This is a genomic window from Luteimonas sp. A482 (assembly GCF_054072655.1).
The window spans coordinates 13,886-35,380 of sequence record NZ_JBSVRO010000004.1; the positions used below are offsets into that span (position 1 = coordinate 13,886).

Below are 21,495 nucleotides of genomic sequence, written 5' to 3' on the forward strand. Positions count from 1 at the left end.
CGATGACCTCACGATCCCTGTGCCAATCCGCCGTCGCGGCCTTCCTGTCCATGTTGCTGGCCGGCTGTGCCTCGATGCCCTCGCCAACGGTCTCGCGGGCGCAGCAGCGTCCACCCGCGGCCGCCGCGCCCGGGCAGGCCGGCATCCAGGCCGAGCCGCTGGAAGAGGATGACGAAGGCCCGCGCGCGCAGATCCGCCGCGGCAGCGGCCAGGTCATCAACCAGGGCGCGGCCGCAGCCGCGCCGCCCAACCTTGGCGGCAGCAGCGGCGAGGCCTCGTTCAACTTCGAGGGTGAGCCGCTGCATGCGGTGGTCAAGGCCATCCTCGGCGACATGCTGGGCCAGAACTACACCATCGCCCCGGGCGTGCAGGGCACGGTGACGCTGGCCACGCCGCGCACGGTGAGCCCGGCCCAGGCCTACGTGCTGCTCGAACGCGCGCTGGCCGACAACAACGCGCGCATGGTCTACAGCGGCGGCATGTACCAGATCGTGCCGGCCGATGCGGCGCTGCCCTCGGGCACCGTCGCGCCCCGCACCGGCGGCGCTGCCGCTGCGCGCGGCTTCGAGGTGCGGGTGGTGCCGCTGCGCTACATCTCGGCCACCGAGATGGAGAAGGTGCTCGAACCCTATGCGCGCCCCAACGCCATCGTTGCGGCCGACAATGGCCGCAACACCATCACCGTGTCCGGTTCGCGCGTGGAGCTGGAAAACTACTTGCGCACGATCGAGATCTTCGACGTGGACTGGCTGTCGGGCATGTCGGTGGGCGTGTTTCCGCTGCAGAGCGGCAAGGCCACGCGCGTCGTGGCCGATCTTGAAAAGGTGTTCGGCGAGCAGAGCAAGTCGCCGGTGGCGGGCATGTTCCGCTTCATGCCGCTGGAAGGCGCCAACGCGGTGCTGGTGATCACCCCGCAGCCGGACTACCTCGACGACATCCAGGACTGGCTGGAGCGCATCGACAGCGCCGGTGCCGGCGCGCGGCTGTACTCGTACGAGCTCAAGTACATCCGCGCGCGCGACCTGGCCGAGCGCCTGTCGGAAGTGTTCGGCGGCAGCTCCGGGCGTTCCGGCGGCGATGGCGGCGGGCCTTCGCTGATGCCGGGGCTGACGCCTGCCATGATCGGCAGCGGCAGCGGCACCGGCGGCGACGGCGCCAAGTTCGGCGGCGGTGATTCGATGGGCTCGATGGATTCGGGCATGGGCGGCTCGGGTTCGGGCTCGGGCGGCGGTTCGCTGTCGCTGAGCCAGGACCGCGGCGGCGCCAGCGGCGTCACGCTGGAGATCGAGGGCGACCGCGTCGGCGTGTCCGCGCTCGACGAGACCAATGCGCTGCTGGTGCGGACCACGCCCACGGCGTGGAAGTCGATCAGGGAAGTGGTCGAGCGGCTCGACGTGATGCCGCTGCAGGTGCACATCGAGGCGCAGATCGCCGAGGTCGTGCTGGAAGGCGACCTGCGCTACGGGGTGAACTGGTTCTTCGAGCGGGCGGTGACCGATGCCGGCTTGCCGTCGGCGGAAGGCCGCACCACCTGGAGTGCGATTGCGGGCAACGTCGCCGGCTCGACCACGGGCGGCGTGGGCCCCGGGCTGTCCTGGACTTTCCTCGGGCGCAATGCGGCCGCGATCATCAGCGCGCTGGACGAAGTGACCGATCTTCGCGTGCTGCAGTCGCCGTCCATCATGACCCGCAACAACGCCGAGGCCACGCTCAACGTCGGCAGCCGCATCCCGATCTCGACGGTCAGCGTCAATCCCATCCTGGGCAGCGACAACAGCTTCACCTCGGTGCAGTACCTGGAGACGGGCACGATCCTCAATGTACGGCCGCGCGTGACCAGCGACGGCATGGTGTTCCTCGACATCGTCCAGGAAGTCAGCACCCCGGGCGACCAGGCGACCGCCGACGAGAACGGCAACGTGCGCATCGACACGCGCAAGATGAAGACCGAGGCGGCGGTGCGCAGCGGCGATACGGTGATGCTGGCGGGCCTGATCCGCGACCAGGTCGGTCGCGGTTCGGCGGGCTTCCCGGGCCTCAGCCGGATTCCCGTGCTGGGAGGTCTGTTCGGACGGCAGACATCCAGCACCTCGCGGACCGAGGTGATCATCCTGCTGACGCCGACCATCATTCGCGATGTCAACGAGGCGCGCACCCTGACCGACGAATACAGCCGCCGCTTCCGCGCGATGGAGCCGCTGAACCGGGCCAAGCAGGACTGAATGCGCGTGGACGCGTGCGATGACCCACATGGCTGACGTACCGGTCGTGCTGCTGCCGGTCGGCGCGGACGATGACGCGCTCGATGCCTGCCTGGCCGCGCTCGATGCCGGAACGCCGGCGGGCACGCGCGTGTGGCTGGCCGACGACGCCCAGGCCGGTCCGCGCGGGCTGGCGATCATCGAGCGCTGGCTGGCGAACACGCCGCTGCAGGCCGATTACACCCGCCGCGACCGCCGCCTCGGAGAGGTCGCGCATATCGACCAGATGCTGGCCGCCTGCGGCGATGCCGACGCGATCGTGCTCGCGCCAGATGCGGTGCCGGCGCCGGGCTGGGCCGCGCAGCTGGCCGCCTGCTTCGCGCGCGATGCATCGATCGCCAGCGCCACGCCCTGGTGCAACGCCGGCGAAGTGGCGGCATGGCCGCGGGTCGGGGAGGTGTCGCCGATGCCTGCAGACGCTGGCCACATCGCGCGCGCCTGCGCGGCCATGCCGCCGCTGCATCCGGAACTGCCGGCCGCCGTCGCGCACGCGGTGATCCTGCGCGGCAGCGCACGGCGCAGGGCGGGCGGCCTCGACGCCGCCAGCTACCGCTCCTGGTACGCCGCGCTGATCGATCTGTCGCTGCGCCTGTCTGGCCTGGGTTGGCGCAACGTGCTGTGCGAAACCGCCTTCGTCGCGCGCGGCGGCGAGGGCGGGCCGGCCGATGGCGACATGGATGCTCTGGGCGCGCGCTGGCCCGGCTGGCACCCGCGGCTGGCGAACTTCCTGATGGACGACCCGCTGCGGCAGGTTCGCGAACAGCTCGTGCAGCGGAACGCCGATGCGGAGGGGCCGCGCCTGCAGCAGGAGCTGTTTCCGGTTCCCGATGAAGATCGCGACGCCGGCGCCGATCCCGCCACGTCCGCGGAGGTCGGCTGATGTCCGAGGGTCCCGGCATCGCCGCCATCGTGGTCAGCTACCAGAGCGCAGCCACCATCGACGATTGCCTGTCACGCCTGCGCGCGGCGCGTGGCGTGCGCCAGATTCGCATCGTGGACAATGGCTCCACCGATCAGACGCTTGCACTGGTCCAGCGTCACGCCTCGCTCGACCCGCGCCTGCGCTTCATCGGCAACCCGGACAACCCCGGATTCTCGGTCGCGTGCAACCAGGGCGCGCGCGACAGCGACGCCGCCTGGCTGGCCTTCGTCAATCCCGACTGCCTGCTCGAAGCCGATGCGCTCTCGCGCCTGCTCGACCATGCCACCGCGCTTGGCGGCAACTGCCTGCTCGGCGCGGACCTGGTGGACGAGCACGACCAGCGCGATGCGGCGGCCCGCCGCCGCGATCCCGCCTTCGCCGCGATGCTGCACGATCGCGGTGCGCGGGAACTGGCGGTCATGCCCGACGACAGTACCGCCGTGCAGAGCGTCGATGCGGTGTCCGGCGCGCTGATGCTGATGCCGCGCGCGCTGTTCAACCGCATCGGCGGCTTCGACACCGGCTACCGCCTGCATGCCGAGGACCTCGACCTGTGTCGCCGCGCGCGGGAGGCGGGCGCGCGCGTCGCCGTGGCCAACGACGTGCGCGTACTGCACCTGCGCGGGGTGTCGAGCCGCTCGCGGCCGCTGTTCGTGGAGTGGCACAAGCACCGCGGCCTGTGGCGCTATTTCCGCAAGTTCGATGCCGCGCAGGTGTCGTGGCCGGCGCGGGTGGCGGTCTGGTCGGCGATCTGGCTGCGGTTCCCGCTGGCGGCGCTGCGGCAGTGGGCGAAGGCCTGACAGGCCCAACCGTTGATCCGGTCAGCACGTTGCAGGAGCGGCTTCAGCCGCGAACGGACGTTCGACGGGACCGTGCATGCGATCTCGCCTGAAGGCGCTCCTACAAAATGTGGGCCGGATCGATAGAGTGTCGTACCAGCCCGGAACAACGATGACCGTGATCGAATCCCTGCTCGACACCGACCTGTACAAGTTCACGATGATGCAGGCGGTGCTGCACCAGCACCCCGGCGCGCAGGCCGAATACCGCTTCCGCTGCCGCACGCCCGGCGTCGACCTCGCGCGGCACATCGATGCGATCTCGGAGGAGATCGACCACCTGTGCACGCTGCGCCTGTCGAGCGACGAACTGGACTACATGCGCGGGCTGCGTTTCATGAAGTCCGACTTCGTCGACTTCCTCGCGCTGTTCCGGCTGCAGCGCAAGTACGTCACCCTGCGCGCGTCCGACGCCGAGCCCGGCGCGATCGAGCTGGAGGTCAAGGGCCCCTGGCTGCACACCATCCTGTTCGAGGTGCCGCTGCTGGCGATCATCAACGAGGTCCATTTCCGCGACACCTTCGGCGCGCCCGACGAGGCCGAAGGACTGCGCCGGCTGCAGGCCAAGCTCGACCGGATCAACGATGCGGTCGGCTACGAGGACTGCCGCATCACCGATTTCGGCACGCGCCGGCGCTGGTCGCGCGCCTGGCACGAAGCGCTGATCCCGCGCCTTGTGCGGGGCTTTGGCGAGAAGTTCTCCGGCACCAGCAACGTCGACCTGGCCCGTCGCCACGGCCTGGTCGCGCAGGGCACGATGGCGCACGAATGGCTGCAGGCCTACCAGGCGCTGGGTCCGCGCCTGCGCGATTCGCAGGTGGCCGCGTTCGAGGGCTGGGCCCGCGAGTACCGCGGCGACCTCGGCATCGCGCTGACCGACGTGATCGGGCTGGACGCGTTCGTGCGCGACTTCGACATGTACTTCTGCAAGCTGTTCGACGGCATGCGCCACGACTCGGGTGATCCGGTGGCCTGGGGGGAACGCCTGATCGCGCACCTGGCCGCGAACAAGGTCGATCCGCGCAACAAGATCTTCGTGTTCAGCGACGGGCTCGACATCGACGAGGTCATGCGGCTGTACGCGCACTTCAAGGGCCGCTGCCTGATGTCGTTCGGCGTGGGCACCAACCTCACCAACGACCTGGGGCCAAAGCCGCTCGGCATCGTGATGAAGATGGTCCGCTGCAATGGCCAGCCCGTTGCCAAGCTCAGCGATGCGCCGGGCAAGACGATGTGCGACGACCCGGGGTATCTGTCCTATCTGCGGCAGGTCTTCGACGTGGTCGAGCCTGCGGGCACAGCCTGACTCGCCGTGACTCAGCGGTAGCGATTGATCGCGTCCCGCAATGAGCGCGCCGCGTCCGCCGCCGCCGACGCGTAATCCGCGCCGCCCGAGGCATACAGGATCCCGCGGGAGGAGTTGATCATCAGCCCGGTGCCATCGGCAGTCGTCCCGTTGCGCACCACCGCCTCGATGTCGCCGCCCTGCGCGCCCACGCCCGGGATCAGCAGCGGCATGTCGCCGACGATGTCGCGGATACGCTTGAGCTCGCCGGGGAACGTCGCGCCCACCACCAGCGCGCAGTTGCCGTTGCCGTTCCATTCGCCGGCGATGGTGCGCGCGATGTGCTGGTACAGCGGCTGGCCGTCGACCAGGAGTTCCTGGAAGTCGCGTGCGCCCGGATTGGAGGTGTGGCACAGGAAAATGCAGCCGCGGTCGCTGCGCTGCAGGAACGGGTCCGCCGAATCGCGGCCCATGTACGGATTGAGCGTGACTGCGTCGGCCCCGTAGCGGTCGAAGGCCTCCGCTGCGTACTGCTGCGCGGTGCTGCCGATGTCACCGCGCTTGGCGTCGAGGACCACCGGCAGGTCCGGATGCGCGGCGCGGATGTGCGCCAGCAGTCGCTGCAGCGCGTCCTCGCCGCCGTCATGCGCGGCGAAATACGCGATCTGCGGCTTGAACGCGCACGCGAACTGCGCGGTCGCATCCACGATCTCGCGGCAGAAGTCGAACAGCCGGTCCGGGCCGTCCACCATGCCAGTGGGAAACCTCGCCGGGTCCGGATCGAGGCCGACGCAGAGCAGGCTGTCGGCGTCATGCCAGCGTGTGCAGAGCTTGTCGGTGAAGGTCATCGCGCTTCCCGTTGCCCCCGCGAAGGCGGGGGCCCAGTGTCATTCATGCATCCGGGGCAAAGACGCTGGATCCCCGCTTTAGCGGGAATGACGATCTGCCCGGGATCCCTCGCTGCGCTCGGGATGACAGCACGCGCGTTGCGCGTGCCGTCACTTCAGCGCCTTGAACCGCAGGCGCTTGGGACCGGCGTCGTCGCCCATGCGGCGGCGCTTGTCTTCCTCGTACTCGCGATAGTTGCCCTGGAAGAACTCCACGTGGCTGTCGCCTTCGAAGGCGAGGATGTGGGTGGCGATGCGATCAAGGAACCAGCGGTCATGGCTGATCACGAAGGTGTTGCCCGGGAACTCCAGCAGCGCGTCTTCCAGCGCACGCAGGGTCTCGATGTCCAGGTCGTTGGACGGTTCGTCGAGCAGCAGCACGTTGCCGCCCTGCAGCAGGGTCTTGGCCATGTGCAGGCGTCCGCGTTCACCACCCGAGAGCGAGCCCACGCGCTTCTGCTGGTCCTGGCCCTTGAAGTTGAAGCGGCCGATGTAGGCGCGCGACTGGATTTCGGTGCCGTTGATGTTGAGGATATCCAGGCCGCCGGACACTTCCTCGAACACGGTCTTGTCGCCTTCCAGCGTATCGCGGCTCTGGTCGACGTAAGCCAGCTGCACCGTCTGGCCCATCTCGATCGTGCCCGAGTCCGGCTTTTCCTGGCCGGTGATCATCCTGAACAGGGTCGACTTGCCCGCGCCGTTGGGACCGATGATCCCCACGATCGCGCCGCCGGGCACCATGAAGCTCAGGTCGTCGATCAACAGGCGGTCGCCGAACCGCTTCGAAACGTTCTTGAACTCGACCACCTTGTTGCCCAGGCGCTCGCCCGGCGGGATGAAGATCTCGTTGGTCTCGTTGCGCTTCTGGTAGTCGACCGACTGCAGCTCTTCGATGCGCGCCAGGCGCGCCTTGCCCTTGGAGCGGCCGCCCTTGGCGTTCTGCCGTGCCCACTCCAGCTCCTTCTGGATCGCCTTCTGGCGCGACTTTTCCTGGTTGTCCTCCTGCTTCAGCCGGTCTTCCTTCTGCTGCAGCCACTCGGTGTAGTTGCCCTTCCACGGAATGCCGCGGCCGCGGTCGAGCTCGAGGATCCACTCGGCCGCGTTGTCGAGGAAGTAGCGGTCATGGGTGACGGCGACCACGGTGCCGGTGTAGCGCGCCAGGAACTGCTCGAGCCACTCCACCGACTCGGCGTCGAGATGGTTGGTCGGTTCGTCGAGCAGCAGCATGTCCGGCTTCTGCAGCAGCAGGCGGCACAGCGCGACGCGGCGCTTCTCGCCGCCCGACAGCTTGCCGATCACCGCGTCCCACGGCGGCAGGCGCAGCGCGTCGGCCGCGACCTCCAGCTGGTTCTCCAGCGTGTGCGCGTCGCCCGCGGCGAGGATCGCTTCCAGCCGCTCCTGCTCCTTGGCCAGTGCGTCGAAGTCGGCGCCTTCCTCGGCGTAGGCGGCGTAGACCTCGTCCAGCCGCGCCTGCGCCTGCAGCACTTCGCCCACGCCTTCCTCGACCGCTTCGCGCACGGTCTTCGTGGGGTCGAGCTGCGGCTCCTGCTCCAGGTAGCCGACCTTGATCCCGGCCTGCGGGCGGGCCTCGCCCTCGAAGTCCTGGTCGACGCCGGCCATGATCCGCAGCACGGTCGACTTGCCCGAACCGTTGAGGCCCAGCAGGCCGATCTTGGCGCCGGGGAAGAAGCTCAGGGAGATATCCTTGATGATCTGCCGCTTCGGCGGGACCACCTTGGACACGCGGTTCATGGTGTAGATGTACTGCGACGACATGGGAACTCCGGGTTGCACGCGGCCGAGACCCGCGCCAAGGGCGCGGACCGGCAGGATCGATCGGGAACAGGGGATTATAGCGGCAGCGCCGCCTTCGGGCCGGCCTGAGCAGTCGTTAAACAGGAGTGAGCGCCGGCGGCGCGCAGGCCCCTGCGGGGAGCGCTGGTTCAGCTGCGGCGACCGATAGTCACCTGGACGCCGACCCGGGTGCGGACGGCGCGGACCGCGACCTGGAGTGAAGGCATGAATCTCGGACTCAAGTGGGGCACCGCCCTGATGCTGGCGCTCGCGACGGCGGCCGCCCCGGCCATCGCGCTGGCCGACAACGACCGCCGCGGCGGCCACGGCCACCGCGACCATGATCGCCGCGGACACGACAGCCGCCGCGACAACCGCGATCACCGTCGCAACCACCGCCAGGCGCGCCTCGACAACCGCTACGACCGTCGCGACGACCGCTACAGCTACAACGGCCGCGACCGGCGCCCGGCGGTGGTCGTCCACCATCGTCCCGTGGTCCGCCACTACCACCCGGCGCCGCGCCACCACGCCGGCCCGCCGCGCTGGGCCCGCGGCGGCTACGTGCACCACTACCAGCGGCCGGTCTACGTGGTGAACGACTATTACGGCCACGGCCTGCGCCATCCGCCGCGCGGCCACCGCTGGATGCGCGACGACCACGGCGACTTCCTGCTGGTGGCCATCGCCACTGGCGTCATCGCCGATCTCCTGCTGCGCTGAGCGGCCGAACCCGCCGATCCCGCACGAACGCGCCCTCCGGGGCGCGTTTTTCATTTGCGGTCCGCGCCACTGCGTGTGCGACGCCAAGCCTTTGCGCGGCCGGGCGGGTACAATCCGGGGGTCCCCCCGTTGCCCCGGAGCCACGATGTTTTCCCGCGACGCACGTATCGAAGGTTACGACCCCGAACTCGCCGCCGCGATCGCATCGGAGGTCCGGCGCCAGGAGGACCACGTCGAGCTGATCGCGTCGGAAAACTACTGCAGCCCGCGGGTGATGGAGGCCCAGGGCAGCCAGCTGACCAACAAGTACGCCGAAGGCTACCCGGGCAAGCGCTACTACGGCGGCTGCGAATACGTCGACGTGGCCGAGCAGCTCGCCCTCGACCGCCTCAAGCAGCTGTTCGGCGCCGACTACGCCAACGTGCAGCCGCACTCGGGCTCGCAGGCCAACCAGGCGGTGTATTTCGCACTCCTGCAGCCGGGCGACACCATTCTCGGCATGTCGCTGGCGCACGGCGGGCACCTGACCCACGGCGCCAAGGTCAACGCTTCGGGCAAGCTGTTCAACGCCGTGCAGTACGGCGTGAACGACGCAGGCCTGATCGACTACGACGAAGTCGAGAAGCTGGCCGTGGAGCACGAGCCGAAGATGGTGGTTGCGGGCTTCAGCGCCTACTCGCAGAAGATCGACTGGGCGCGCTTTCGCGCCATTGCCGACAAGATCGGCGCGCTGCTGTTCGTGGACATGGCGCACGTCGCCGGCCTGGTCGCCGCCGGCGTGTACCCCAACCCGGTGCCGCATGCGCACGTGGTGACCTCGACCACGCACAAGACCCTGCGCGGGCCGCGCGGCGGCATCATCGTCGCCAGCCGCGAAGGCGCGGGCGACGGCTACGACGCGATGACCAAGAAGCTGCAGTCGATCGTCTTCCCGGGCATCCAGGGCGGTCCGCTGATGCACGTGATCGCGGCCAAGGCGGTGGCCTTCAAGGAAGCGCTGGAGCCGGAGTTCAAGACCTACCAGGCGCAGGTGGTGAAGAACGCGCAGGCGATGGCCAAGGTGATCATCGAGCGCGGCTACAGGATCGTCTCCGGCGGCACCGAGAACCACCTGATGCTGGTCGACATGATCGGCAAGCCGATCACCGGCAAGGCAGCCGAGGAAGCGCTGGGCAAGGCCCACATCACGGTCAACAAGAACGCCGTGCCCAACGACCCGCAGAAGCCCTTCGTCACCTCGGGCCTGCGCATCGGCACGCCGGCGGTCACCACCCGCGGCTATGCCGAGGACGACTGCGCGACGCTGGCCCACTGGATCTGCGACGTGCTCGATGCGCCGGAGGACGAGGCCGTCCTTGCCCGCGTGCGCGAGGGCGTCACCCAGCAGTGCCGGCAGTTCCCCGTCTACGGCTGACAGTCCCGACGCCTGATGCACTGCCCCTTCTGCCAGCACCAGGACACCAAGGTCATCGATTCGCGCGCGTCCGACGACGGCGCGACGATCCGGCGGCGTCGCGAGTGCGAAGCCTGCGGCGAGCGCTTCAGCACGCTGGAGACGATCGAACTCAAGCTGCCGGTGATCATCAAGGGCGACGGACGGCGCGAGCCGTTCGACGCGCGCAAGCTGCGCACCAGCATGGACCGCGCGCTGCACAAGCGGTCGGTGTCGGAAGAGCAGATCGAGGCGGCGGTGCGTGCGGTGGTGCACCAGCTGCGCATGACCACCGAGCGCGAACTGGCCTCGCGGCGCGTGGGAGAATTCGTGATCGCGGAACTGCGCAAGCTCGACCACGTCGGCTTCGTGCGCTTCGCCTCGGTGTACCGCTCGTTCGAGGACATCACCGACTTCCGCGAAGAGCTCGACCGGCTCGAACGCGAACTGCCCGGCGAGGCCCAGCTGCCGCTGCTGGGCGGCGAAGTCGTGGCGTTCGGCAAGCCCGGCGGCAAGGGCCGCAAGCGCTGATGCCCCCACGGCTTTTCTGCCACGGATTGCGCGGATGAACGCGGATATGTTCCTTGCCTTGATCCGCGTTGATCCGCGCAGATCCGTGGCAGAAAAGGGCTTTTCAGGATGAGCGGATTCAGCGCGACCGACCACGCGATGATGGCGCGCGCGCTGCGGCTGGCCGAGCGCGGCGCATGGACCACCAAGCCCAATCCGATGGTCGGCTGCGTGATCGCGCATGGCGACGAGGTGGTGGGCGAGGGCTGGCACCGGCGCCAGGGCGGGCCGCATGCCGAAGTCATCGCGCTGCAGGCTGCCGGTGCGCGTGCCCGCGGCGCCACCGCCTACGTCACCCTCGAGCCCTGCAACCACACCGGGCACACCGGCCCCTGCGCGGCCGCGTTGATCGAGGCCGGCGTTGCGCGGGTGGTGGCGGCGATGCGCGATCCCTTTCCGCAGGTCGACGGCGCGGGTTTCGAGCGCCTGCGCGCGGCCGGTATCGGGGTCGAGGTCGGCCTGATGGAAACGCAGTCGCGTGCGCTCAACGTCGGTTTCCTTTCCCGCATCGAGCGCGGGCGTCCGTGGGTGCGGGTCAAGCTGGCCTGCAGCCTGGACGGGCGCACGGCCATGGCCAGCGGCGAATCGAAATGGATCACCGGCGAGGCGGCGCGCGCCGACGTGATGCGCTGGCGCGCACGCGCGGGCGCGATCCTCACCGGCGCCGGCACCGTGCTGGCGGACGATCCCTCGCTGACGGTGCGTTTCGACGAGCCACGCGAGTTCGTGCCCCCGCTGCGCGTGGTGCTCGACCCGGGCCTGGCCACGGTCGCGCGCGGCAAGGTGCGCGAAGGCGATGCGCCGACGCTGTACCTGCACGCGCCGGACATCAAGCCGCCGCGCGAGCTGGTCGCCGACCGCGCGGCCGTGCCGGTGAAGGCGGGCATGTTCGACCTGCATGCGGTGCTGGCCCTGCTGGCGCAGCGCGGCGTCAATGAGGCGCACGTGGAGGCCGGTGCCACGCTCGCCGGCGCGCTGCTGGGCGCCGGCCTGGTCGACGAATTGCTGCTGTACATCGCGCCTGTGGTGCTGGGCGACAAGGCCAGGCCACTGTTCGGCGGCCTGGGTTTCACCGAGATGGCGCAGACCCTGCGGATGACGATCGTCGACGGACGCCGCGTCGGCGGGGACCTGCGGCTGCGGATGCAGCCGCAGGCGTCGGGCTGAGCAAGCTGCGCGGCGCAGCCACGCGTCAATAATCCTTGGGCGCAGAACCGGAGGCGGCAATGACCTGCTGGGGCATCATCGGCTGTGGCGACGTCACCGAGGTCAAGAGCGGCCCGGCGCTGCAGCAGGCGACCGGCTCGTCGCTGGTGGCGGTGATGCGCCGCGACCGTGCCAGGGCTGAGGATTACGCGCGACGCCACGGCGTGCCGCGCTGGTACGACGACGCACACGCGCTCATCGCCGATCCGGGCGTGGATGCGGTGTACGTGGCCACGCCGCCCTCGACCCACGCGCACTACGCGATCGCCGCGATGCGTGCGGGCAAGCCCGTCTATGTCGAAAAGCCGATGGCGCTGGACGCGGCGGAATGTGACGCGATGCTGGCCGTGAGCCGCGAGACCGGCGTTCCGCTGTTCGTCGCCTTCTACCGGCGCGCGCTGCCCCGCTTTCTGAAGGTGCGCGAGCTGCTTGCGGCCGGCGCCATCGGAACGCCGCGCCGGGTGCGCGTCTGCGTGCACCGGGTGCCTGATCCAAGCCTGGCCGATGCAGCGGCGCTGCCCTGGCGCCTGCGGCCGGAAATTTCCGGCGGCGGCCTGTTCGTCGACCTCGGCAGCCACACGCTGGACCTGCTGGACCTCCTGCTCGGCCCACTCGTACGGGTCTCGGGAGAGGCGTCCTCGGCTGGCCTGTATCCGGCGGAGGACCGCGTGTCGATGTCGTTCGATGCCGGCGGCGTGGAGGGCGATGGCGAGTGGTGCTTCCGCAGCGATGCGCGGCGCGACCTGGTCGAAATCACCGGCGATGCGGGCCGTCTGCGCTTCGCCACCTTCGACGAGGTGCCGCTCGAACTTGAGCGCGTCGATGGCACGCAGCGTTTCGAGATCGCCAATCCCCGCCACATCCAGCTGCCACTGCTGGAGACGCTGACGGCGCAACTGCGCGGGGAGGGCGCCTGTCCGTCGACCGGTGAGTCCGCCGCGCGCACCACGCGCGTCATCGACACGGTGCTGTCGGGCTTCCGCGAGGCCGCCGCTGCGCGGGCGTCGCAGGGTGCGCTGCGCTAGAATGCGCACGCCGGCGCAGGCCGGCACTCACCAATGCAGATGTCTTCAGGGCGGGGTGCAAGTCCCCACCGGCGGTAGGTGGAAGGTCGCGTCGCGACGCATCCACGAGCCCGCGAGCGCCCGCATGCCGCCGTGCATGCGGGGTCAGCAGACCCGGTCGGATTCCGGGGCCGACGGTCATAGTCCGGATGAAAGAAGACCACCGCGCGCGGCCGTTGCCGTGCGTGGCCCGCCCTTTGGGCGTTTGCCGCCATGCGGGAAACGGACCATGTTCACGGGATTGATCCAGGGAATCGGCGCGCTGGCCTCGCGCGAAGCACGCGACGCCGATGCGCGGCTGCGCATCGCCTTCGGCACGCTCGCCGCAGCCGATATCCAGCTGGGCGAAAGCATCGCGGTCAACGGCGCCTGCCTGACGGTGGTGGCCTTCGACGACGTGCATTTCGAGGCCGACGTCTCGGCCGAGACGCTGTCGCTGACCACGCTGGGCGCACTACGCGAAGGGCGCGCGCTGAACCTCGAACGCGCGCTGCGCATGGGCGACCGGCTTGGCGGCCATCTGGTCAGCGGCCACGTCGACGGCGTCGGCGCGGTGGCCGCGATCGAGCCGGTCGCCGATGGCGCGCAGCGCTGGCGCTTCAGCTCCCCAACGCCGCTGCTGAAGTACATCGCGCTGAAGGGCTCGATCTGCGTCGACGGCGTCAGCCTCACGGTCAACGCCGTGGACGGCGATGGCTTCAACGTGACCCTCGTGCCGCACACCCTGGCACACACCGCCTTCGCGCAGACGGCGCAGGGCGATCCGGTCAACCTCGAGGTCGACCTGCTGGCGCGCCACGTCGAGCGCCTGCTGGCCGCGCGCGCGGAGGAACAGGCATGAGCTTCGCCCCGGTGCCCGAACTGCTGGAAGAGATCCGCAACGGCCGCATGGTCGTGATCGTCGACGACGAGGACCGCGAGAACGAGGGCGACCTGATCATGGCGGCCGAGCTGGTGCGGCCGTCGGACATCAACTTCATGGTCACCCACGCGCGTGGACTGGTGTGCCTGTCGCTCACCCGCGAACGCTGTCGGCAGTTGGGCCTGCCGCCGATGGTGCAGTCCAACACCTCGCGCCACCGCACCAACTTCACGGTGAGCATCGAGGCCGCGGAAGGCGTGACCACCGGCATCTCGGCCCATGACCGCGCCCACACCATCCGCACCGCGGTGCGTCCGGACGCCAAACCCGACGATCTGTCCCAGCCCGGCCACATCTTCCCGCTGATGGCCGAACCCGGCGGCGTGCTGGCGCGCAGCGGCCACACTGAAGCTGCGGCCGACCTGTCGCAGCTGGCGGGGCTGGAACCGGCCGGCGTGCTGGTCGAGATCCTCAATCCCGACGGCAGCATGGCGCGGCGCCCGCAGCTGGAGGTGTTCGCGCGCGAGCACGGCCTGAAGATCGGCTCGATCGAGGACCTGATCCGGCACCGGCTGGAGACCGAACACACGGTCGAGCGTGTCGACGAGCGCAACATCGACACGCCGCATGGCGCGTTCCGGCTGGTGACCTACCGCGACCGCGTCGGCCACGCGCTGCATTTCGCCATGGTGCGCGGCACGCCCGATCCGGCGCGTGCCTCGCTGGTGCGCGTGCAGCCGCACAACCTGCTGGCCGACGCGCTGCACTGGCGGCGCGGCGACTTCGGGGTGGCGACCGGCGACGTTCTGGCGATGCTGGCCGCGGACGATGCCGGCGCGCTGGTGCTGCTCGACGAGCCGCACGATCCGGACGTCCTGCTGGCGCGCATCCGCCAGCAGGGCCCGGCCGCCAAGCCCGGAAAGTCCGGCACCGTCGGCGAATGGCGCCGCAACGGCGCCGGCGCGCAGATCCTGCACGATCTGGGCTTTGGGCAACTGCGCGTGCTGGGCACGCCGCGGCGCCAGGTGGGCCTGGCGGGATTCGGGCTGGAAATCGTGGAGTACGTCGCGCCGTAGGGGTGGGGCAAAGGCGCGATCCCGGGTGCGTGCGGTTCCACGCAACGTCCCCGCCAGCGGCCCGCGCTAGAATCCCTGTCCCCTTTCCGGATCCTTCCCAGGCATGAGCCATTACGAAGGCGACCTGAGCGCTCCCGACGGCGCCCGCTTCGCGATCATCGCCAGCCGCTGGAACCCGCGGATCACCGATTCGCTGGTGGCCGGCGCGCGCAAGGCCTTTGCCGACCACGGCGTGGACGAAGCGGCGATCGACGTGGTGCGCGTGCCCGGCGCCTGGGAAATCCCGATGGCGGCGCGCCAGCTCGCGGCAGGCGCCGCCCACCGCGCGATCATCGCGCTGGGCTGCGTGGTCCGCGGCGACACCCGCCATTTCGAGCAGGTGGCCGACGGTTGCAGCGAGGCGCTCATGCGTGTGGCGCTCGACCACGGCGTGCCGGTGGCCAACGGCGTGCTTGCCGTCGACACCCATGAGGACGCCGAGCGCCGCGCCGGCGGCAGCCACGGCAACAAGGGTGAGGAATGCGCGCTGGTGGCGATCGAGATGGCCAACCTGCAGGAGAAGCTGTCGTGAGCCGCGGGCCACAGCGTCGCGATGGCGTCGACCCGGTTGCGCGCACGCGTTCGCGCCGGCGCGCGCTGCAGGCGGTGTACGCCATGCAGCTCTCGGGCGTGGACGCGAACAACGCGATCGCGCAGTTCGCCCACGAACAGGCGCACGAAGTCGCGGACCTGGCCTACTTCGAGGAGCTGGTGCAGGGCGTCGGCCAGCACCACAAGGCGCTGGACGCATCGCTGCAGCCCTTCCTTGACCGCACCATGGAAGAGGTCGACCCGATCGAGCGCGCGATGCTGCGCATTGCCGCCTACGAACTGCAGTACCGGATCGACGTTCCTTATCGCGTGGTCATCGACGAGGCGCTGAAGACGGTCAAACGCTTCGGCTCCGAGCACGGCCACACCTACGTCAACAGCGTGCTCGACCGCGCCGCCGCCCAGTGGCGCGCTGCCGAAGTCCAGTCCCCGCGCACCTAGGCCCGGAGTACCGGGCTGGCCGGCGCCCGTTGTAGGAGCGGCTTCAGCCGCGATCGCACGCCACGCGCCGCGCCACTCGCAGCAAACCATCGCCCCTGAAGGCGCCACCGGCCCCGCATGGAATTCGACCTCATCGCCCGCATCCGCGACCGCGCCGCCACCCGGCCCGACGTCGTGCTCGGCATCGGCGACGACGCGGCGCTGCTGCAGCCGCCGCCCGGCATGCAGCTGGCGGTCTCGATGGACACGCTCAACGCCGGCGTGCATTTTCCCGCCGCCACCGCGCCCGCCGACATCGGCTGGAAGTCGCTGGCGGTGAATCTTTCCGATCTCGCGGCGATGGGCGCGCAGCCGGCCTGGTGCACGCTGTCGCTGTCGCTGCCCGGGCCGGATCCCACCTTCGTCGACGGCTTCCTCGATGGCTTCCTTGCGCTCGCCCGGCAGCACCAGGTCGCGCTGGTGGGTGGCGACACCACGCGCGGGCCGCTGTCGATCTGCGTGGCGGTCCATGGACTCGTTGCCCCGGATGCCGCGCTTCGCCGCGACGCTGCGCGTGCCGGGGACGACATCTGGGTGACCGGCAGCCTCGGCGATGCGGCGGGCGCGCTTGCGGCCATGGCGGCAGGCGCGGTGAGTGATCGCAGCATGCGTACGCGGCTCGATCGCCCCACGCCGAGGATCGAGGCCGGGCGCGCGCTGGGCGGACTCGCCAACGCCTGTATCGATGTCTCCGACGGACTGCTGGCCGACCTCGGCCACGTCTGCTTTGCGAGCGGCGTCGGCGCCAGGATCGAGCTTGCCGCGCTGCCGGCTTCGCCCGCCCTGGCCCGTTTCGGCGCGGCGGTGCGCTGGCCGTGGCAGGCCAGCGGCGGCGACGATTACGAGCTTTGCTTCACTGCGCCGCCGGACGCGCGCGATGCGGTGGAGCAGGCGCTGCGGGAGGCTGCGACGCCGGTCAGCCGCATCGGTGCAATCACTGCCGGACAGCGGCTGGTCGCACTCGACCTGGACGGCCAGCATTGGCAGCCACCGCGCGGCGGCTACGCGCATTTCGCGTAGCGCGAGGCGGGGAGAAGCATCATCGTGTCCGTGCCGGGCGCTTGCAAGAAGCTGTTCTGCCACGGATTGCGCGGATCAACGCGAATCAAGCCAGGTACTTATCCGCGCTTGTCCGCGTAATCCGCGGCAAGAATGCTGTCCGCCTTCCGCAATGCGGTTGCTCGCTCACACGCCCGCGGGGCAATGCGGTGGGGGCAGGGGGCACGGCAGCGTCGATCCACTCGCGTCCTCGCCTCTCCCCGCAGGCGGGCCGCGCGCGTCAGCGCAATCCCGCGACCGCCGCCCGCATCCGCTCCAGCGCCTCCAGCAGCAGCGGCCGCGGCAGGGCGAAGTTCATGCGCACGAAGCCGGCGCCTGCATCGCCGCAGTCGCGCCCATCGGTCAGCGCGACGCGCGCCCGTCGCAGGAAAAAGCGTGCGGGCGTCGTGTCCGCCGGCAGCGGCAGGTGGCGGCAGTCGATCCACGCCAGATAGGTGCCCTGCGGCGCGATGAAACCCGCCTCGGGCCACTGCGCCGCGATCCACGCCGACAGCGTGTCGCGGTTGCGCTGCAGATAGCCCAGCACCTGGTCCAGCCATGGGCCGCCGTCGCGATAGGCCGCGACCGAGGCGATCATCCCCAGGCCCGCGACGCCATGCCCGGCCAGCAGCGCCATCGCGCGCCAGCGCTCCAGGTCGGCGTCGTTGCAGAACACCAGCTGCGCACACTTGAACCCGGCCAGGTTCCAGCCCTTGGACGTGGAGACGGCGGTGACCGAATGCCGCGCCGCGGCCTCGGACACGCTGGCATAGGGCAGGTGGCGTCGGCCCGGATACACCAGCGGAGCATGGATCTCGTCGGAGAACACGCGCGCGCCATGCAGTTCCACCAGGCTCGACAGCGCACGCAGCTCGTCGATATCGAACACGCGCCCGGTGGGGTTGTGCGGATTGCACAGCAGTACCAGACCGGCGCCCTCGCGCAGCGCGCGCCCGATGCCGTCCAGATCCATCGACCAGCCGTCGCCGGAGCGGCAGTGCGGCACCTCGATCACGCGGTGGCCGTGCAGCTCCAGCAGCGGCCGAAACGGCATGTAGGCCGGGGTCGGCAGCACCACCGGCGTGCCCGGCGCGACGAAGTGCCGCAGCATCAGCTCCAGCCCGCCCAGCACGTCGCCCACGGCGTGGATGCGCGCTGGATCGACCTGCCAGCCGCAGCGTTCGTGCAGCCACTGCGCGCAGGCCTGCGACAGTTCGTCCGCCAGCGCAGGCGTTGGATAGCCGCAGCGGCCGTTGGCGATCGCCTCGCCCAGCGCGGTGGCGATCGGTGGCGCGATCCCGAAATCCATCTCCGCGACGAAGGCGCCGATGCAGTCGGGATAGACGGCCCACTTCAGCGCGCCGGCCGCGCGCAGCGCCGCTTCCTCGATCAGGTCGTAGTCGGGCGGTTCCAAGCCCGCGGCGGGAGCGGGATGCTCAGGCATCGTCGGCGCGGAACGCGTCTCGGATCCAGTTCAGCGCGGGCTCGGCCGGATCGCCGCTGGCCTCGACCACGTCGAACCGGCACGGGGCGTCGCGATGGCGCGGGTGGGTGGCCAGGAACTGGCGCGCGGCCAGCACCAGGCGCCGCCGCTTGCGCGCATCGACCGAAGCGGCGCCGCCGCCGAAGCGGTCCGAACGCCGGTAGCGCACTTCGACAAAGACCAGGGTCGGGCCGTCGAGCATCACCAGGTCGAGTTCACCGAACCGTGCCGCGGCGTTGGTCGCGACCGGGCGCAGGCCGGCCTCGGCCAGGTGGCGGCCCGCGGCCGCTTCCACGGCGGCGCCGCGGGCGCGCATGTCTTGCGCAGGGGCCGGTGGTGACTGCGCCATTGCGTCGCCGCGCGGATCAGCCGCCGGCGCCGGCCAGCGGCACCACGCTGCCGTTGCGGAAGGTGGCCCAGGCGGGGATGCGCACCACGTTGCCGCCAACGTCCAGGCTCAACCGGCCGGTGGCGCCGTCCACGCCCGCCGCCGGGTCGGTGGCCAGGTGCTGCAGGTATGCGCTGAGCAGCCAGCCGTCGTAGCCGAAGGCGAACAGCCGCGCCGCCGGGCCGCGCGCGGTCGGCAGGTCGACGGCCAGGGTGTGGGGCGAGGGCAGCGCGGCGATGCCGCCCGTCGTCCAGGGCTCGCTGGCGAAGGCGATACCGTCCAGCGCGCGGTCCTCGTCGGGCTTGCCGGTGCCCGAGGTCAGCTGCGACGTGGCGATGAGCAGCTTCTGGCCGAGGCCGGCGGCGAACAGCTGCGGCGTCAGCAGCCGTGCCTCGTTGCCGCGCAGGGCGATCAGCACCGCGTCGATGCCACTCGCGCGCGAGGCGGCCGCGCGCAGCGCCGGGGTCTGGTCGCCGGGCTGGTCGCCGGTGATCGCGAGCGTGCCCGCGATCGCGCCGCCGCCGGCCTCGAACCGGGTGCGGAACGTCTCGACGCTGCGCCGCGCGTGCTCATCGCCATTGCTCAGCACCAGCACCTGCCGGGCATTGCGGGCGAGCAGGAATGCCGCCGCCCCGGCGCCTTCGTCCTCGGGCGCCAGTGAGAAATCGGCAGCGTTCGCGGGCGGGGCCGTGTTGCCGCGGTTGAGCGCCAGCAGCGGCACCGCCTGCGGCGCGTTGAACAGCGTCGAGACCTGGTCGCGACCCAGCGGCCCGAGGATCTGGTCGGCGCCCTCGGCAAGCGCGCGATCGCGCGCGACCACCGCGCCCGACGCGGTGCCGGCGGTGTCGTAGAACACCAGTTCGGGCTTTTCGCGGCGCTCGGCGTAATAGCCGGCCAGCAGCCCGTCGCGCACCGGCGCGGCCGCCGTCGCCAGCTCGCCGCTCATCGGCAGCAGCACCGCCAGCTTGCGCGGCGGGCGATAGCCGTCGCGGTCGGCCGGCGCGCGCGTGGCGTCGAAGTTCCAGTGCGGATTGACCGCGGGCGGCGCGACGGCCTCGGCTTCCGGCGCCGTGCCCGCGACCCGCACCGTGCTGCAGCCGGCAAGCGTGGCCGCCAGGGCCACACTCCACATCCATTTCGACATCTGCCGCATCTGCGGGCTCCGCGGGTGACAATGATCGCGATTCTAGCGTCCCAACCCCGGAGAGACGATGCCAGTCGGCCCAACCGGCCTGCCAGCGGCGGGCACGTTGCACGTGGTCGCCACCCCGATCGGCAATCTGGGCGACCTGTCGCCGCGCGCGCAGGAGGTCCTGCGCGGCGTGGCCGCCATCTGCGCCGAGGACACCCGCCACAGCGGGCAGTTGCTTTCGCATTTCGGGATCGCCACGCCGCTGCTGGCGCTGCACGAACACAACGAGGAGGCGATTGCCGAACGCGTGGTGGCGCGGCTGCTGCGCGGCGAGTCGCTGGCCCTGGTCAGCGATGCCGGCACGCCGCTGGTCAGCGACCCCGGCTACCGGCTGGTGCGCGCCGCGCGCGCGGCCGGCGTGCGGGTCAGCCCCGTGCCGGGCCCCTGCGCCGCGATCGCCGCGCTCAGCGTGGCCGGCCTGGCCAGCGACCGCTTCGCCTTCGAAGGCTTCCTGCCCGCGAAGTCCGCGGCCCGCCGCGAGCGCCTGCGCCCGCTGGCGGCAGAGACCCGCACGCTGGTGTTCTACGAGTCCTCGCACCGCATCGTCGAGAGCCTGGAGGACCTGTGCGCGATCTTCGGCGCCGACCGTCCCGCCGTGCTCGCGCGCGAGCTGACCAAGCTGTTCGAGACCGTGCTCGACGGCACCCTGTCCGGGCTGCTGGCCGCAGTGCAGGCCGACGCCAACCAGCGCAAGGGCGAATTCGTGCTGCTGGTGCAGGGCGCCGACGAGGATGCCGACGCCCGGCTCTTCGAAGGCCGGCGGGTCTACGCCCTGCTCGGGGCACACATGCCACCCTCGGCGGCGGCCAGGCTGGCTGCGGAAATCACCGGCGCGCCGCGCAAGGCGCTCTACGGCAGCTGATCCCGGGCGGCCGGGCCGGCTCATGCCGGCTGGACGCGGCGTGCGACAATGCGCGCGGCGGAGTCGGCTGGACAGTCGCGTCATCCCTTGCGGGGTGCCGAGGAAAGTCCGGGCTCCACAGGGCACGGTGCCAGGTAACGCCTGGGCGGCGCGAGCCGACGGAAAGTGCAACAGAAAGATACCGCCAACGGTTCCAACCTCGCCGCAAGGTGAGGTGGAATGCGGGCAAGGGTGAAATGGTGCGGTAAGAGCGCACCGCGAGTCCGGCAACGGACCGGCACGGCAAACCCCACCGGGAGCAAGACCAAATAGGGAGACTATGCCGCTGCCCGCGGTGTCTCCGGGTAGGTTGCTTGAGCGTACCGGTGACGGTGCGCCTAGAGGAATGACTGTCCTCGACAGAACCCGGCTTACAGGCCGGCTCCGCCACCTCTTTCTACTGCGCGACCAACGGCCTTCGCCGGGATCGGGACATCCGGTCGCGGCCGAGGCTGTTCATGTGGGAGCAGTCGCGCCGAAACCGTTCCTGCGGGTGCGCGG

20 protein-coding genes, 1 other RNA gene and 1 riboswitch are annotated in these 21,495 nt (G+C 70.5%); of the genes, 16 read left to right on the forward strand and 5 right to left on the reverse strand.

The features are described from left to right. The first annotated feature begins 2 nt into the window (after window positions 1-2). The 4 genes from gspD (at window position 3) to pncB (ending at window position 5,328) form a co-directional block, all read left to right on the forward strand. Window positions 3-2,222 (forward strand): type II secretion system secretin GspD, encoded by a 2,220-nt coding sequence (gspD, locus tag ACW5DW_RS12545; RefSeq protein WP_457019289.1) that lies wholly within the window; start codon window positions 3-5, stop codon window positions 2,220-2,222. A 28-nt stretch (window positions 2,223-2,250) separates the two neighbouring features. Beyond that, window positions 2,251-3,141, forward strand: coding sequence for a glycosyltransferase family 2 protein (locus tag ACW5DW_RS12550; protein WP_457019573.1), 891 nt, complete (start codon window positions 2,251-2,253; stop codon window positions 3,139-3,141). Further along, window positions 3,141-3,983, forward strand: a complete 843-nt coding sequence (locus ACW5DW_RS12555; protein WP_457019290.1) for a glycosyltransferase family 2 protein — start codon at window positions 3,141-3,143, stop codon at window positions 3,981-3,983. The genes ACW5DW_RS12550 and ACW5DW_RS12555 overlap by 1 nt, the downstream gene beginning before the upstream one ends. Window positions 3,984-4,134: 151 nt before the next feature. After that, window positions 4,135-5,328 (forward strand): nicotinate phosphoribosyltransferase, encoded by a 1,194-nt coding sequence (gene pncB / locus ACW5DW_RS12560; protein WP_457019291.1) that lies wholly within the window; start codon window positions 4,135-4,137, stop codon window positions 5,326-5,328. 11 nt (window positions 5,329-5,339) lie between these two features. Here pncB and pyrF read toward each other — a convergent pair whose 3' ends face one another. After that, window positions 5,340-6,155 carry an orotidine-5'-phosphate decarboxylase gene (gene pyrF, locus ACW5DW_RS12565; RefSeq protein ID WP_457019293.1) on the reverse strand — a complete coding sequence of 272 codons (816 nt, stop codon included), beginning with the start codon at window positions 6,153-6,155 and terminating at the stop codon, window positions 5,340-5,342. Window positions 6,156-6,305: 150 nt separating this feature from the next. Beyond that, complete coding sequence (gene ettA / locus ACW5DW_RS12570) at window positions 6,306-7,970, reverse strand: energy-dependent translational throttle protein EttA (protein ID WP_457019294.1); 1,665 nt, start codon at window positions 7,968-7,970, stop codon at window positions 6,306-6,308. 243 nt (window positions 7,971-8,213) lie between these two features. Here ettA and ACW5DW_RS12575 point away from each other — a divergent pair, with 243 nt between their 5' ends. The 10 genes from ACW5DW_RS12575 to thiL all read left to right on the forward strand — a co-directional run bounded on the left by ACW5DW_RS12575 (window position 8,214) and on the right by thiL (window position 17,012). Further along, window positions 8,214-8,711, forward strand: coding sequence for an RcnB family protein (locus ACW5DW_RS12575; RefSeq protein WP_457019295.1), 498 nt, complete (start codon window positions 8,214-8,216; stop codon window positions 8,709-8,711). A gap of 145 nt (window positions 8,712-8,856) precedes the next feature. Further along, window positions 8,857-10,125, forward strand: a complete 1,269-nt coding sequence (gene glyA, locus ACW5DW_RS12580) for a serine hydroxymethyltransferase (protein ID WP_457019296.1) — start codon at window positions 8,857-8,859, stop codon at window positions 10,123-10,125. A gap of 15 nt (window positions 10,126-10,140) precedes the next feature. After that, window positions 10,141-10,674, forward strand: a complete 534-nt coding sequence (gene nrdR, locus ACW5DW_RS12585; protein WP_457019297.1) for a transcriptional regulator NrdR — start codon at window positions 10,141-10,143, stop codon at window positions 10,672-10,674. Window positions 10,675-10,782: 108 nt separating this feature from the next. After that, window positions 10,783-11,880 (forward strand): bifunctional diaminohydroxyphosphoribosylaminopyrimidine deaminase/5-amino-6-(5-phosphoribosylamino)uracil reductase RibD, encoded by a 1,098-nt coding sequence (gene ribD / locus ACW5DW_RS12590; protein ID WP_457019298.1) that lies wholly within the window; start codon window positions 10,783-10,785, stop codon window positions 11,878-11,880. Window positions 11,881-11,939: 59 nt separating this feature from the next. Continuing rightward, entirely contained in the window at window positions 11,940-12,944 is a 1,005-nt protein-coding gene (locus tag ACW5DW_RS12595) for a Gfo/Idh/MocA family protein (RefSeq protein WP_457019300.1), read from the forward strand. Window positions 12,945-12,981: 37 nt separating this feature from the next. Further along, window positions 12,982-13,148: riboswitch (FMN riboswitch) on the forward strand. A 64-nt stretch (window positions 13,149-13,212) separates the two neighbouring features. Then, window positions 13,213-13,824 carry a riboflavin synthase gene (locus tag ACW5DW_RS12600; RefSeq protein WP_457019301.1) on the forward strand — a complete coding sequence of 204 codons (612 nt, stop codon included), beginning with the start codon at window positions 13,213-13,215 and terminating at the stop codon, window positions 13,822-13,824. After that, window positions 13,821-14,921 carry a 3,4-dihydroxy-2-butanone-4-phosphate synthase gene (gene ribB, locus ACW5DW_RS12605; protein ID WP_457019303.1) on the forward strand — a complete coding sequence of 367 codons (1,101 nt, stop codon included), beginning with the start codon at window positions 13,821-13,823 and terminating at the stop codon, window positions 14,919-14,921. Before ACW5DW_RS12600 ends, ribB begins: the two co-directional genes overlap by 4 nt. Before the next feature lie 103 nt (window positions 14,922-15,024). Next, window positions 15,025-15,492, forward strand: a complete 468-nt coding sequence (gene ribH / locus ACW5DW_RS12610; RefSeq protein WP_457019304.1) for a 6,7-dimethyl-8-ribityllumazine synthase — start codon at window positions 15,025-15,027, stop codon at window positions 15,490-15,492. Further along, window positions 15,441-15,953: a transcription antitermination factor NusB gene (gene nusB / locus ACW5DW_RS12615; protein ID WP_457019305.1), complete on the forward strand. Its 513-nt coding sequence runs from the start codon at window positions 15,441-15,443 to the stop codon at window positions 15,951-15,953. Before ribH ends, nusB begins: the two co-directional genes overlap by 52 nt. Window positions 15,954-16,070: 117 nt before the next feature. Next, window positions 16,071-17,012 (forward strand): thiamine-phosphate kinase, encoded by a 942-nt coding sequence (gene thiL / locus ACW5DW_RS12620; RefSeq protein ID WP_457019307.1) that lies wholly within the window; start codon window positions 16,071-16,073, stop codon window positions 17,010-17,012. A gap of 259 nt (window positions 17,013-17,271) precedes the next feature. Here thiL and ACW5DW_RS12625 read toward each other — a convergent pair whose 3' ends face one another. The 3 genes from ACW5DW_RS12625 to ACW5DW_RS12635 are packed head-to-tail and all read right to left on the reverse strand — an operon-like array spanning window position 17,272 to window position 20,045. Next, the gene (locus tag ACW5DW_RS12625) at window positions 17,272-18,444 is read right to left on the reverse strand and encodes a MalY/PatB family protein (protein WP_457019308.1); all 1,173 of its coding nucleotides are present in this window, start codon (window positions 18,442-18,444) and stop codon (window positions 17,272-17,274) included. A 22-nt stretch (window positions 18,445-18,466) separates the two neighbouring features. Continuing rightward, window positions 18,467-18,829, reverse strand: a complete 363-nt coding sequence (locus ACW5DW_RS12630; protein WP_457019310.1) for a YraN family protein — start codon at window positions 18,827-18,829, stop codon at window positions 18,467-18,469. 49 nt (window positions 18,830-18,878) lie between these two features. Then, window positions 18,879-20,045: a penicillin-binding protein activator gene (locus tag ACW5DW_RS12635; protein ID WP_457019311.1), complete on the reverse strand. Its 1,167-nt coding sequence runs from the start codon at window positions 20,043-20,045 to the stop codon at window positions 18,879-18,881. An 88-nt stretch (window positions 20,046-20,133) separates the two neighbouring features. Here ACW5DW_RS12635 and rsmI point away from each other — a divergent pair, with 88 nt between their 5' ends. Both rsmI and rnpB read left to right on the forward strand, forming a co-directional pair. Continuing rightward, on the forward strand, window positions 20,134-20,955 hold the full coding sequence (gene rsmI / locus ACW5DW_RS12640; protein WP_457019574.1) for a 16S rRNA (cytidine(1402)-2'-O)-methyltransferase: 822 nt from the start codon (window positions 20,134-20,136) through the stop codon (window positions 20,953-20,955). Between the two features lie 59 nt (window positions 20,956-21,014). Next, window positions 21,015-21,384, forward strand: an RNA gene (gene rnpB, locus ACW5DW_RS12645) — RNase P RNA component class A. The last annotated feature ends 111 nt before the right edge of the window (window positions 21,385-21,495 follow it).